The following is a 12,584-nucleotide window of genomic DNA, read 5'->3' as shown; positions in this document are numbered from 1 at the left end:
CGTCAACCCCAGACGCCGGTGGGCACGGCCCGCAGGGCCTGGATGTCGGCGCACGAGTGACCGGTGGGCAACACCTTGCCCGGATTGGCGCGGCAGACCGGGTCGAAGGCCCGCCGCAGCCGGTTCTGGTGGTCGAGGTCGGCGTCGGTGAACAGCTCGCCCATGAAGCGCTGCTTCTCGACCCCGATCCCGTGCTCGCCGCTCAACACACCGCCGGCGGCGAGCGACGCACGCAGGATCTCGGCACCGGCCGCGTGTACCCGGTCGAGCGTGCCCGGAATGCGGGCATCGAACAGCAACAACGGATGGAGGTTGCCGTCGCCTGCGTGGAACACGTTCATCACCACCACGTCGTGGCGCTCCGCGATCTCGTAGACCTGTTCGAGCACGTCGGCCAGCGCGGCCCGGGGCACGACGGTGTCGTGGAGGTAGTAGTCGGGCGCCAGCTGGGCGATGGCCCCGAAGGCGGTCTTGCGCCCCTTCCACAGCAGGGCGCTTTCCTCCTCGGACTCGGCCCGGCGAACTCTGGTGGCCCCGTTGGCCCGACCGATGGTCTCGAGTCGCTCGGCGTCGATGTCGGCACCGGCCGGCGACCCCTCGACCTCGGCCAGCAACACCGCCGCCGCGTCGGTGGGATAGCCGGCGCCCACGAAGTTCTCGACCGCGACCGTGATGCGCTGGTCCATCACCTCGAGGGCGGCGGGCACGATGCCGGCCGCGATCACCGCGCTCACCGTCTCGGCCGCGGCTCGCACCGTGTCGAACGACAGCAGCAGCGTGCGCACGGCGGGCGGGTTCGGCGTGAGCCGCACCGCGATACGGGTGGCGATGCCGAGCGTTCCCTCGCCGCCCACGAACGCCCCGCGCAGGTCGTAGCCGACCGGCTCGGCCTCGAGCCCGCCGAGCATGATGACACTCCCGTCGATGAGGACGACCTCGATCGCCGCGATGTGGGCGTCGGTCACCCCGTAGGCGAGGCAGTGCGGGCCCCCGGAGTTGTTGGCGACGTTGCCACCGAGGGTGCACACCGCCTGGCTCGACGGGTCGGGAGCGAAGTGGAAGCCCATCGGCTGCAGGTGGCGCGACAGGTCGAGATTGATCACGCCGGGCTCGACCCAGGCGACCCGATTGACCAGATCGACGTCGAGGATGCGGTTCATGCGGCCGGTCGAAACCACGATCGGCGCCCCGAGTGGGATGGCGCCACCGGCCAGTCCGGTACCTGCACCACGCGGCACCACAGCGGCTCCGTGGAGTTCGGCCACCCGCATGATCGCCTGCACCTCGGCGGTCGAGGTCGGGAAACAGGTCGGTCCCGCGACACCGCCTCGAAAGACCGACGCGTCCCTCGCCATGAGCGCCCGTTCGGCACCGTCGACCCGTACACGATCGTCGCTCAACACACCACAGAGATCGGCGACGAGCGGATCGATCTTCGGCTGCGGACGGCGGTGCCGTCGGAGGAGTCCCATCGACCGTCAGCGTACGACGAACACCCCGCGTCGACAGAAGACACCGACCGCGGCAAGCTGTACGGGTGAAGCGGACACTCCCCCTCGACAAGGTCGACCTCGCGTCGGGCCCGATCTTCGTGCTGACGATGCTCGCCGAGGCCCGCGCCCTGAAGAACCGACCGACGCGTGAGGCGGGCGACCTCGACGGGTGGACCAAGGCCGAGCTGTCCGACCCGTCCCTGCCCGGCGACGAGCTGATCCCCGTCGGCTACGAGAAGCGCGACACCGCGGCAAGCCTCACCATGCTCGTGGGCAACGTGGTCGTGAATCTGGCGTACTACGGCGCGCTCTCCAAGGTCAACCGGTTCCTCTTCCGCCATCGGGTGGCCGACCTGGGCCGCCGCAAGGGGTCGTTCCTCATCTCGATGATCACGTGGGACTTCCTCTACTACTGGAGCCACCGCTGGCAGCATGAGAAGCGCATCCTGTGGGCGAACCACGTCACCCATCACTCGAGCGAGCACTACAACCTGTCGACCGCCCTGCGTCAGCCGTGGTCGGGCTACCTCACCTCGTGGGTCTACTTCCCGATGCCGCTGCTCGGCATCACGCTGCCGCAGACCGCCCGAGCCGGCCAGTTGAACCTGCTCTACCAGTACTGGATCCACACCGAGGCGATCGACCGACTCGATCCCACGAGCGAGAAGATCCTCAACACCCCGTCACACCATCGCGTCCACCACGGCGCCAACCCGCAGTATCTCGACAAGAACTACGCGGGCATCCTCATCGTCTGGGACCGCCTCTTCGGCACGTTCGAGCCCGAGGTGCGCCGGGTGAAGTACGGGCTCACGAAGAACATCAAGTCGTTCAACCCGCTCACGATCGGCTACCACGAGATGGCCGACATCGCCCGCGACGTCCGCCACGCCAAGGGCTGGCGCAACAAGCTGGGTCACGTGTTCAAGCACCCCGGCTGGAGGCCAGATCCAGGAGACGGCTGGAGGCCAGATCAGGAAAACGCGTCGGCGTAGGCGAACACGCCCGCCTGGCCACCGGTGTGGAGGAACACGACGTCGCCATCGGGGTCCATGGTGGGAAGGGACCCGAGGAGCGCGGCAAATGCCTTCGCGGTGTAGACGGGATCGAGAACGACACCCTCCGCTCGCGCCAACGTGAGCAGCGCCTCGTGCGACGCCTCGGTCTCGATGCCGTAGCCGTCGCCCAGCGCGGACCCGTCGACCGACCATCGTTCGGGCGAGGGCGGCTCGATGCCCACGAGCGCCGCGGTCGTGGTGACGAGCTGGTCGATCACGGTGGCCGTGTGCGTCGCGTCGGAATGCACGGCGATCGCGTTCACGGGAGTGTCGATGCCGACCCGAGCCAAGCCCACGATCAGACCCGCCGCCGTGCCCCCGGTCGACGACGCAACCACCACCGATCCCGGTCCCGCCGGCGACGAAAACCGCAACGGGGGTCTGACCCCCGTTGCAACGGGGGTCGCGTCGGCGACGTCGGCGAGTTGGGTTGCGAGCTCTTCGGCGGCGGCGACATAGCCGAGGGCGCCGACGGGGCTGGAGCCACCGGGATCGATGAAGTACCGGTCCGGCTGCTCCTCGGCGAGCGTGGCGGCGGTCGCCAGCGCCGTCTCGTCGTCGGGCACGACGTGCACGGTCGCCCCGAGCAGGTCGTCGAGCACACGATTGCCCGACGCCCGATAGTTCTCGGTCGGCCGGGCGACCATGTCGACCAGGATCAGATCACAGGGCAGGCCCACCCGAGCGCAGGCCGCGGCCGTCTGGCGAGCATGGTTCGACTGGATCGCGCCGAACGTGACCACGCCGTCGGCGCCGTTCGCCGTGGCCTCGCCGAGCAGGAACTCGAGCTTGCGGGTCTTGTTCCCGCCGAGAGCGAGGCCCGAACAGTCGTCTCGCTTGAGCCAGATCAAGGGCCCGCCGACCTGCTCGTGCAGTCGGTGGCACGGTTCGAACGGCGTTGGCCAGTGACCCAACACCACCCTCGGGAATTCTTCGAGGTCGGTCATCGCCGAACGGTAGCCCGCCGCCCCTGGTCTACGATCCGCTCGTGTCCGAATCCACCGACGAACTGTCCGGCGAACCAGTGTCCGCGGAACCAGTGTCCGTCGCCGACCTGTTCCGTGACTTCGCCGAACGACTGACGGCGCTTGCGTACCGCATGGTCGGCGACGGGTTTCCCGATGCGCCCGCCGAGCAGATCGACCACCTCATCGAGCAGACGGCTGGTTTCGCCGAGTGGGAGGTGTTCCACGCCGACCCCGCGCGACCGGCCTTTCATCGTCACAACGACCTCATCCATCAGTGGGGCGGACCGAACGCCGACAACGTCTACCGCCACGCCCGGATCAGCCCCGACCGTCGCTATCGCATCACCGGCCGCATGCATTCCTGCGACCAGTGGCTGCTCGCGATTCGCAAGGGCTTCATGCACAACGAGGTGTGGGGCACGGTCGGCCAGGTGACGGCGTCGTCGCTCGGCATCGGACCCGGCGACGAGTTCGAGCTGACCCTCGGCGGCTATGGCACCGGCCCTCGCCACATCGAGCTGCCCGAGGGGACGATCATGGCGTCGTTTCGTGAGTACTACTACGACTGGGTGGCCGACGAACCGGCCACGATGGTCATCGAGTGTCTCGACGATCCCGGGCCCACCCCGCCGGTCACGGCCGAGGAGCTGCGGGGTCGTCTCGATCGGGCCTACCAACAGGTCGAGGACTCGGTCGACTACTGGAACCGCTACATGATCGAGAATCGCGACGAACGCGAGCCCAACGAGTTCGCCGGCGGCCTCGCCGTCGCCAAGGGTCTCTCGGCCGCCCGCTACTCGTTCAACTTCTGGGACCTCGGACCGGACGAGGCGATCTTCGTCGAGGCCGACGTGCCGGCCGCCGACTACTGGGCGCTCCAGCTCTACCGCATGGGCACGTTCGAGCTGACCGACCCCGTCGGCCGGATCTGCAGCCGGAACCATCGCCAGGTCACCCTGTCACCCGACGGCCGGATCCGGGCCGTGATCTCGCCGGTCGACGTGGGGGCGGCCAACTGGCTCGACACCGGCGGGCGCCGCACCGGACTCTGCACGTTCCGCTGGTTCTGGCCTCACGACGACACCGCGCCGGCCATCGAGTCCCGGGTCGTCAGGACCGCCGACCTTCCCGAGGCGATGGGCGGAGCCACGCCGCTCGTGTCCGCCGAAACCCGGCAGGAGGAGATCGCGGCTCGCCGCGCCCATCTGGCCTGGCGATTCCGAACCTGACATGGACCGCTCGTCACTGATCGCGACCGCCGCCGCGACGACCGGGCTCGACACCGATGCGATCGATGCCTCGTTGGCCGAGGTGACCGAGCCGCTCGAACTTCTCCTCGACTCGCTCGACGCCGATGCGGCGCTGACCGACGCCGGACAAGAGTTCACCGGCCGCTGGCTCGCCCGCCTGATCGGCGGTCGCGCCCAACTCCAGGAGTGGACCGCACAGGACCCGGGCGTCGCCGACGAGACGATCGCGGCGCCGGTGATCGTCGCCGGCGCCCCTCGCACGGGCACGACGTATCTGCACGGACTCCTCGCCCAGCATCCGCAGCTGCGCGCGCCCGAGGGATGGGAGCTGCTGTTCCCGGTACCGCCGCCGGAGGCCACCACCGCCGACGACGAACCCCGAATCCTCGCCGCCGATGAGGAGCTCACGTGGCCGCAACGGCAGCGGGAATCGATGATGTCGATTCATCGCTACGCGGGGCGCATGCACAAGGAGTGCCTGTCGGCCATGTCGTTCTCCTTCCGCAGCGAAGAGTTCGTCAGCCGCTATCGCGTGCCCCGCTATGTCGAATGGCTCGGCGCCTGCGACATGGCACCGGCCTACGACATGCACCGCCTCGTCCTCCAGACGCTGCAGCGCCGCCGCACCACCCGCTGGGTGTTGAAGTCCCCCGTGCACCTGAACAACCTCACGACGGTGCTCGCCACCTACCCGGATGCGCGGGTGGTGATCACCCATCGCGACCCCGCGGAGATTCTCGGTTCGGTGACGAGCCTCGTCGCCAACCTCCGCCGGGCCTTCAGCGACGAGGTCGACGAGGTCGAGATCGCCCGCTACCACATGGACCTCTACGGCCGGACACTCGACTCGCTGGCCCGCGATGCCCCCGACGAGGGTGGCGCCGGCGCACAGCTGATCCACATCGATCAGCGCGCCCTCATCGCCGAACCGCAGGCGGTGATGGACGACCTCCTGGTGAGGCTCGACCTGGGCCCGTCGACGGTCGACACCGCGCCTCCCGCCGAGGCGGGTCGACACGACTACGCCCTCGTCGGCGTCGACCCGGCCGAGATCGACGCCGTCTTCGCCGGCTATCGCCATCGCTTCCTCGGCGACGAACGATGACGGAGCCCGCCGGGGCAGCACCCGGTCGCTTGATCGGTCAGGGGCGGGCCGCAGATGTCTACGACATCGGCGGTGGCCGGGTCCTGCGCCGCAACCGCAACGGCGCGTCGACCGAGCTCGAAGCCCGGGTGATGCGCCACGTCCACGCGCTGGGCTTTCCGGTGCCCGAGGTCCACGACGCGGCCGACGGGGACCTCGTGATGGAGCGGCTCGACGGCCCGACGATGCTCGGCGCCTTCGAGGCACAACCCTGGCGGATCCGCCGTTTCGTCGACGACCTGGCCGACCTCCACCTCCGGCTGGAGGGCCTTGCCCTGCCGGACTTCCCGCTCCCCGAGCGGCCGGGCCCGTGCGACGCGATCCTCCACGGGGATCTGCACCCCGACAACGTCATCCTCACCGAGCGAGGCCCGGTGGTGATCGACTGGCCGAACGCCGCGATCGGTCCTCGCGGCATGGATGCGGCGACCACGTGGGTGTTGGTGGCGAGCTCCGAACTCGAGGGCGGCCGCATCACCCGAGCGGTCCAGTCCGCGGGCCGCGCCTACTTCGTCCGTCGCTTTCTCGCTCGCTGCGACCGGCCGCGACTCGAGCCCCTGCTCCCTGCCGCCGCCGCCCATCGCCTCCGCGATCCCAACGTCCGGCCGCAGGAAGCCGAGGCGATCCACCGGCTCGTGGAACGCGAGGCATCGGCGCGCTGAGCGTGTGACGGATACCCGGCGCGATTCGGGACCTTCGACCTCTTTCGAGATGCACCACCCGCGTAGTCTCAGCACAGATGTCCGACATCGACCCCAACACCGCCGCCGACTTCTTCGCGCTCGTGCTGCTGGTCGGCGCCGTCCTCTTGGCCGCGGCACTGACCCGCCCCGCAGCCCGCGCCGCTCTCGCCGCCGATGCCGTCCGCCTCAGCGCCCTCGTCGCCGCGGGGGCCACCGGCGGGAGCCTCTACTTCTCCGAGGTCGCCAACTTCCAACCGTGTCAACTCTGTTGGTTCCAACGCATCGCCATGTACCCGATCGCGGTCATCGGGGTGCTCGCGACCGTCCGCCGTGACCGCGCCGTCCTGCCCTACCTCGGCGCGCTCGCCGGGATCGGCGGGGCGGTCTCGCTTTATCACATCTACATCCAGGCCTATCCCGAACGCTCCTCGGTGTGCGACGCGAGTGTCCCGTGCTCGAGTCGCCTCGTCGAGGGGCTCGGGTGGATGACGATCCCTCAGATGGCTGCGGTGTCCTTCGCCGTGATCATCACCCTGACCGTGCTCGGTACCCGAGTCGACAGAAAGGCCTCTCGATGAACTCCCTGCGAAGTGCCCTGCGATCGCCCATGACCTGGGTACTCGTCCTCATTGTCGTTGCGGCGGTGGTCGTGTTCACCGGCTCGGGCGACAACGGGAGTCCCGACGCTGCCAGCCCGGAAATTGCCGAGGAGACCGCTCCGGTCGAGGTCGCCGGCACTCCACTCCCGCCCCTGGCCGAGACCGACACGGCGATCGGCACGCCGATCCCCTCGGTCACGGCCTCGCTCATGGACGGCGGTACGACGACGATCGGCCCCGACGGCACGGTTCGACTGATCGCCTTCTTCGCGCACTGGTGCCCCCACTGCCGGGCCGAGGTGCCGGTGGCGAGAGACTGGCTCGCCGACACCGAGATTCCAGGGGGCGTGGAGGTCCTCGCCGTCTCGACTGCGGTGGAACCGTCGGCCGACAACTACCCCCCGTCGCGATGGCTCGACGACGAGGACTGGCCGACACCGGTTCTGCTCGATGACCCCGACGGCGCGATCGCCCGGGCGTTCGGCCTCTCGAGCTTCCCGTTCTGGGTGGCGGTCGACGCCGACGGCAACGTGGCCGCCCGCACGTCGGGTGGGCTCACCGCCGACCAACTCGACGCCTTCCTGGCAACTGCAGTCGCCGGGGCCACGCCCGCGACCTGAGATCGAACCGAAGAAGGGAACCACCATGGAACTGCTGGAATTCGAAGAGAAGCAGACGCTCTCCCGAGAGGAGGCTGCCGCGGTCCTTCGGGACCTCGCCGACCAACTGTCGCGCCACAACGAGCTTGCGTTCTCCCGCGAGGGTCGGCGATACACCGTCGACGTCCCCGACCAGGTCGCCCTCGAAGTCGAGATCGAGGTCGGTACCGAGTCGGAACTCGAGGTGACGATCAGCTGGTAAGCACGCCGACATATCAGCGAGAGCAGCAAACCACTACGCGTGACCGTCATTGACAACGTTACGTCATGTTCGTAACGTGACCGTCATCAAAGGAACGGGCCCGCCGCCGTTGTTCCGTCGAAGGAGACGACAATGATTCTCGCCGCCCTGACACTGATTGCGTTCCTGACCCTGGCGCTCGTCGGCGCCGTCGCCCTTCTCGCCCATGACCTGGCCGCGGAGCAGACCACCGCCTGAGCGCCTACCAGCTCGCGGCGATGTACTGCGTCTCGCAGAACTCGTAGATCCCCTCGCTGGCGCCTTCCCGGCCCAGGCCCGATTGCTTCATACCGCCGAACGGCGCCGCCGGGTCCGACATCGCCCCGCGATTGACACCGACCATTCCGGCCTCGATGCGTTCGGCCACCGCCAGGCCCTTGGCCAGATCGCGGGTGTACACGTATGCGGCCAGACCCATCTCGGTGTCGTTGGCATGGGTCACCATCTCGTCGTGGTCGTCGAACGGGATCACCGGTGCCACCGGTCCGAAGATCTCCTCGCGGGTGATGGCCGATGACGCGTCGACGTCGCCCAGCACGGTCGGCGTGAAGAAGTACCCGGGGCCGTCGACCGCCTCGCCGCCGGTCGCCACCCGGGCACCCTCCCCGACGGCAGCTCGCACGAGCGATCCGATCGACTCGACGGCTGCCGGGTTGATCATGGGTCCACACGTCACGCCGGCGTCGAGTCCGCTGCCGACCTCCACGGCCGACATCGCGGCGGCCAGTCGCTCGGTGAACTCGGCAGCCACTGCGGTCTCGACGAAGAACCGATTCGCCGCCGTGCAGGTCTCGGCCGAGTGACGCATCTTCGCCACCATGGCGCCCTCCACGGCAGCGTCGAGATCGGCATCGTCGAACACGATGAACGGTGCGTTGCCGCCGAGCTCCATGGCCACCTTCAGGACCCGGTCGGCGCATCGCCGCAGGAGGACTCGGCCGACCTCGGTCGAACCGGTGAACGACACCATGCGGGTCGCCCGATGTGCGGTCGCCGCGTCGAACCAGGCGCCGGAATCCTGCGTGGGCACGACGTTGATCACCCCATCGGGCACGCCGGCCTTCTGGCAGAGCTCGGCCACCCGAAGGGCCGTGAGCGGAGTCTCCTTCGGCGGCTTGATGACCACTGCGTTGCCCGCGGCCAACGCCGGCGCCACCTTGCGGGTGATCATCGCGGCCGGGAAGTTCCACGGGGTCACCATCACGACGACGCCGACCGGCGGATGTCGCACGATGATCCTGTTCGCCCCGCCGGGCGCCGTCCCCATCGATCCGTGGATCCGGACCGCCTCCTCACTGTTCCAACGGAAGAACTCGGCACCGTAGGCAACCTCGCCGCGGGCATCGGCCAGCGGCTTTCCGTGCTCGCGGGTGATCAGTTCCGCGAGCTCCTCGGTGTGATCCACCAGCGTCGACCAACAGCCCCGGAGCACTTCGGCTCGCTCTCGAGGCGGCGTCGCCGCCCACGATCGCTGGGCCCGGTCGGCCGCATCGACGGCGGCCGTCGCATCAGCCGCCGTCCCCGCCGCGACGGACGCGATCTCCTCGCCGGTCGCCGGGTCGAGCACCGCGATTCGCTGCCCGTCCGTGCCGTCGCGCCATTCACCGTCGATCAGAATCTGGTCCCGCATGCGTGGGCCTCCCATGCTCGTAAACCACTTCGTAGCACCGTACTGTCGACCGGGATGGAGATTCCCGCAGTGGAGGACGAGAACGCCGGCATCGAGTTCCTCGAACGGCTGGCGCAGTCGCTGGGCCCCCGCTCCGTCGTTTCCCCGGCCGATCCTGCCGAAGAACCCGTCGTGGTCCGACCGGCGACCACCGCCGAGGTGGCGGCGGTCGTGCGGGTTTGTGCCGAGGCCGGAGTGGCCATCGTGGCGCGAGGTGGCGACACCGGCCTCTCCGGGGGCACCGTCGCACCCACGGGCCGGGCATCGGTGGTGCTGTCGCTCGACCGGCTCACCGAGATCATCTCGGTCGACGCCGACCGCTGGAGCATCACCGCCCAGGCCGGGGTGACCATCGAGGCACTCCACGAGGCGGCCGCCGCCGTCGACCGCACCTTCGCCCCCGACTGGGGTGCGCGCGGCACGGCCACCATCGGCGGCGCCATCGCCACCGATGCCGGCGGCAACAACGTGGTGCGCTACGGCAACTTCCGCGACCATGTGCTCGGTCTCGAGGTCGTGCTCGCCGATGGCCGCATCTGGGACGGGCGCCGGTCGCTGCGGAAGGACTCCTCGGGCTACGACCTGAAACAGCTCTTCATCGGCGCCGAAGGCACGCTGGGCATCGTGACGTCCGCAGTGCTGAAGCTGGTACCGGCCACGCCCCACAGCCAGTCCGCCCTGGCGGCGATCAGCGGACTCGGCGCCCTCATGCCCCTGCTCTCCCTGGCCCACGACCACGCGCCCGGCACGCTCACCGCGTTCGAGCTGATGCCGGAGGTCGCCATCGAAAGGGTGTGCTCGCGCTACGGCGTGGCGCACCCGATCGACACCCGGGCCGCGTACTACGTCCTGGTGAAGGTGGCGTCGTCGGCTCCGGTGACAGAGCAGCTGACCTCGTTCCTCGCAGCGGCCAGCACACAGGGGTTCGTCACCGACGCGGTCGTCGCCGCCACGGCCGAGCAGGAGTCGACCCTCTGGATGATCCGCGACGAGCTCCCGCCGACGAGGATCTACCCCGATCACCACCAGCTCGGACTCAAGCTCGACACCGCGGTGCCGATCGACCACATCGCCGAGTTCGTCGAGCGGGTCACCGACCTGGCCGCCGACATCGCGCCGATGGCGCATTGCTACGGTTTCGGCCACGTCGGCGACGGCAACATCCACATGATGATCCTGCCGACGAACGACGACGCGATCGCCGCATTCGCCGATGCCAAGCCCGAGCTGCAGCGCGAGATCGACGCACTGGTGTTCCGACTGCACGGCACCCTCAGTGCCGAACACGGCCTCGGTCTGCTGCTACGTGACCGCGTCGAACCACAGAAGCCGCCGATCGAGTGGGAGCTCATGCGGCTGCTGAAGCGGACCCTCGACCCCGATGACCTGTTCAACCCCGGAAAGACCCTGCCGCCCGGTTGAACACCGCCGACCGAGCGTCAGGCGTCGGGGCGACGCGCGCCGGGAGCGACGGTGCGGGCGAGGATGCCCAAGGTGGCCCGAAGCCCGATCTCCTTGATGACCGGAAACACGTTCTCGGCCATCGACGCGTAGTTCTCGTGGAGCTCTGACCAGTCGTAGTACGACGTGACGCGGGTGCCGCCCTCGATCTCCTCGAGCCGGTAGCCGTAGTAGTGACCGATGGGCGGATCGAACGATCCGTCGACCGTCCACGCGATCTCGCGATCCTGCTCGAACCTGGTGATCACCACGGTGACGTCGTATTCACCGAGCTCGAAGTCTCGCAGCGAGTCCCGGTCCATGTGGATCGTGAACGTGTCGCCCACCGCGCCGGCGGGTTCGCCGGTCGACGACATCAGCATGCCGGAGGCGTCGATCCGGACATGGCCCTCGGGGCTGCGGAGCAGCTCGAAGATCGTGTGCGGGTCGGCCGCGATCGTCCGGTCGACCTCGAGTCGCTGCGTGTTGGCCATCAGGGTCCCTCTCGTCGTACGGCGGAGTTGTAGCCGATGGTGGTGCGGTGGAGCAACCGTTCGTGGCCGTCGTAGCCGCCGGTCGCGCGATGCAGCACACACCGGTTGTCCCACATCACGAACGTGTCGGCCTCCCACCGCAGCACCATCCGGAACTCTTCCCGGGTCTGCCAGGCATAGAGCTCTGCGAGCAGCGCGTTGCCGGCGTCCTCGTCCAGGCCATCGATGCCGATGATGTAGCCGAGGGTGCCGTAGAGCGTGGCGGCGCCCGTCTCCGGGTGGCGCCGGATCAGCGGGTGCAGTTGCGTCGCGTAGGCCTCGTCGCTCACCCGGATCTTCATGGCCCGGGTATGGGTGTCGTCGTCGCCGTAGAGCCCGTCGGGGGAATAGCCGCGCCGGGCCGAGTGCACGGCCATTCGGCCATCGAGCCGGGCACGGAGATCCGGGGGCATCGCCTCGAGCGCCTTCTGCTGATCGATGAACCACGTGTCGCCACCCTCGGGCGGGATGATCTTGCCGTAGAGACACGTGCCGTCGGGCGGGTACTCCTGGAAGGTCCAATCGGCATGCCATGAGTCGGCGAAGACCGGTGCGGTCTCGTCGGCGGCCCGATGGATCGCGACGACGTGTGGATGGCCGCCGATCGACTCGAAGTAGGGGTCGTCGCCGAACGGACCGAAGTAGCAGGTGATGCGCTCCAGGTCGTGGTCGCGCAGGTGCTGGTCGGGGAAGGCCAGCACCTTGTGATCGAGCCAGGCCCGGCGGATCGCCGCGATGCTCGATGCATCGAGCGGGACTCGGAGATCCACGCCGCGAACCTCGGCGCCGCACACCTGGCCGCTGGCCACCACCTCGAACGTCATCGCCCGACCCTAGACCTCCACTA

The 12,584-nt window shown here is 68.9% G+C and carries 13 protein-coding genes; 8 read left to right on the top strand and 5 right to left on the bottom strand.

Translation table 11 applies throughout. The features are described from left to right. Positions 1-2: 2 nt before the first annotated feature. Complete coding sequence (locus tag RIB98_14185; protein ID MEQ8842127.1) at positions 3-1,472, bottom strand: FAD-linked oxidase C-terminal domain-containing protein; 1,470 nt, start codon at positions 1,470-1,472, stop codon at positions 3-5. 65 nt (positions 1,473-1,537) lie between these two features. On the opposite strand from RIB98_14185, the gene RIB98_14180 reads away from it, so the two are divergent. Further along, a complete protein-coding gene (locus RIB98_14180) occupies positions 1,538-2,488 on the top strand; it encodes a sterol desaturase family protein (GenBank protein MEQ8842126.1) in 951 nt (316 codons plus the stop codon). Here the strand turns inward: RIB98_14180 and RIB98_14175 are convergent. After that, positions 2,467-3,498 carry a D-cysteine desulfhydrase family protein gene (locus RIB98_14175; GenBank protein ID MEQ8842125.1) on the bottom strand — a complete coding sequence of 344 codons (1,032 nt, stop codon included), beginning with the start codon at positions 3,496-3,498 and terminating at the stop codon, positions 2,467-2,469. The genes RIB98_14180 and RIB98_14175 overlap by 22 nt on opposite strands. A 41-nt stretch (positions 3,499-3,539) precedes the next feature. Here RIB98_14175 and RIB98_14170 point away from each other — a divergent pair, with 41 nt between their 5' ends. The 6 genes from RIB98_14170 (at position 3,540) to RIB98_14145 (ending at position 8,056) form a co-directional block, all read left to right on the top strand. Next, a complete protein-coding gene (locus RIB98_14170; protein ID MEQ8842124.1) occupies positions 3,540-4,748 on the top strand; it encodes a DUF1214 domain-containing protein in 1,209 nt (402 codons plus the stop codon). Position 4,749: 1 nt separating this feature from the next. Beyond that, positions 4,750-5,874, top strand: a complete 1,125-nt coding sequence (locus tag RIB98_14165) for a sulfotransferase (protein MEQ8842123.1) — start codon at positions 4,750-4,752, stop codon at positions 5,872-5,874. Continuing rightward, positions 5,871-6,575 carry a phosphotransferase gene (locus RIB98_14160; protein ID MEQ8842122.1) on the top strand — a complete coding sequence of 235 codons (705 nt, stop codon included), beginning with the start codon at positions 5,871-5,873 and terminating at the stop codon, positions 6,573-6,575. Before RIB98_14165 ends, RIB98_14160 begins: the two co-directional genes overlap by 4 nt. A gap of 77 nt (positions 6,576-6,652) precedes the next feature. Next, a complete protein-coding gene (locus RIB98_14155) occupies positions 6,653-7,174 on the top strand; it encodes a disulfide bond formation protein B (GenBank protein MEQ8842121.1) in 522 nt (173 codons plus the stop codon). Between the two features lie 29 nt (positions 7,175-7,203). Then, on the top strand, positions 7,204-7,815 hold the full coding sequence (locus RIB98_14150; protein MEQ8842120.1) for a TlpA disulfide reductase family protein: 612 nt from the start codon (positions 7,204-7,206) through the stop codon (positions 7,813-7,815). Positions 7,816-7,840: 25 nt separating this feature from the next. Next, positions 7,841-8,056 carry an amphi-Trp domain-containing protein gene (locus RIB98_14145; GenBank protein ID MEQ8842119.1) on the top strand — a complete coding sequence of 72 codons (216 nt, stop codon included), beginning with the start codon at positions 7,841-7,843 and terminating at the stop codon, positions 8,054-8,056. A 241-nt stretch (positions 8,057-8,297) separates the two neighbouring features. On the opposite strand, the gene RIB98_14140 is transcribed toward RIB98_14145, so the two are convergent. Continuing rightward, on the bottom strand, positions 8,298-9,725 hold the full coding sequence (locus RIB98_14140) for an NAD-dependent succinate-semialdehyde dehydrogenase (GenBank protein MEQ8842118.1): 1,428 nt from the start codon (positions 9,723-9,725) through the stop codon (positions 8,298-8,300). A 54-nt stretch (positions 9,726-9,779) separates the two neighbouring features. Here RIB98_14140 and RIB98_14135 point away from each other — a divergent pair, with 54 nt between their 5' ends. After that, entirely contained in the window at positions 9,780-11,186 is a 1,407-nt protein-coding gene (locus RIB98_14135) for an FAD-binding oxidoreductase (protein ID MEQ8842117.1), read from the top strand. 17 nt (positions 11,187-11,203) lie between these two features. On the opposite strand, the gene RIB98_14130 is transcribed toward RIB98_14135, so the two are convergent. Both RIB98_14130 and RIB98_14125 read right to left on the bottom strand, forming a co-directional pair. Beyond that, positions 11,204-11,698, bottom strand: coding sequence for a hypothetical protein (locus RIB98_14130; GenBank protein MEQ8842116.1), 495 nt, complete (start codon positions 11,696-11,698; stop codon positions 11,204-11,206). Further along, positions 11,698-12,561: a TauD/TfdA family dioxygenase gene (locus tag RIB98_14125; GenBank protein MEQ8842115.1), complete on the bottom strand. Its 864-nt coding sequence runs from the start codon at positions 12,559-12,561 to the stop codon at positions 11,698-11,700. The genes RIB98_14130 and RIB98_14125 overlap by 1 nt, the downstream gene beginning before the upstream one ends. Positions 12,562-12,584: the final 23 nt, after the last annotated feature.

The organism is Acidimicrobiales bacterium (assembly GCA_040219515.1).
Taxonomy (GTDB): Bacteria; Actinomycetota; Acidimicrobiia; order Acidimicrobiales; family Aldehydirespiratoraceae; genus JAJRXC01.
This window is presented reverse-complemented; position numbering and strand designations above follow the sequence as displayed.

Bases quoted from the DNA above. Each gene is read 5' to 3' on its own strand.
- RIB98_14185 (MEQ8842127.1), bottom strand. From the start codon at position 1,472: ATGGGACTCCTCCGACGGCACCGCCGTCCGCAGCCGAAGATCGATCCG.
- RIB98_14175 (MEQ8842125.1), bottom strand. From the start codon at position 3,498: ATGACCGACCTCGAAGAATTCCCGAGGGTGGTGTTGGGTCACTGGCCA.
- RIB98_14165 (MEQ8842123.1), top strand. From the start codon at position 4,750: ATGGACCGCTCGTCACTGATCGCGACCGCCGCCGCGACGACCGGGCTC.
- RIB98_14160 (MEQ8842122.1), top strand. From the start codon at position 5,871: ATGACGGAGCCCGCCGGGGCAGCACCCGGTCGCTTGATCGGTCAGGGG.
- RIB98_14155 (MEQ8842121.1), top strand. From the start codon at position 6,653: ATGTCCGACATCGACCCCAACACCGCCGCCGACTTCTTCGCGCTCGTG.
- RIB98_14150 (MEQ8842120.1), top strand. From the start codon at position 7,204: ATGACCTGGGTACTCGTCCTCATTGTCGTTGCGGCGGTGGTCGTGTTC.
- RIB98_14145 (MEQ8842119.1), top strand. From the start codon at position 7,841: ATGGAACTGCTGGAATTCGAAGAGAAGCAGACGCTCTCCCGAGAGGAG.
- RIB98_14140 (MEQ8842118.1), bottom strand. From the start codon at position 9,725: ATGCGGGACCAGATTCTGATCGACGGTGAATGGCGCGACGGCACGGAC.
- RIB98_14135 (MEQ8842117.1), top strand. From the start codon at position 9,780: ATGGAGATTCCCGCAGTGGAGGACGAGAACGCCGGCATCGAGTTCCTC.
- RIB98_14130 (MEQ8842116.1), bottom strand. From the start codon at position 11,698: ATGGCCAACACGCAGCGACTCGAGGTCGACCGGACGATCGCGGCCGAC.
- RIB98_14125 (MEQ8842115.1), bottom strand. From the start codon at position 12,561: ATGACGTTCGAGGTGGTGGCCAGCGGCCAGGTGTGCGGCGCCGAGGTT.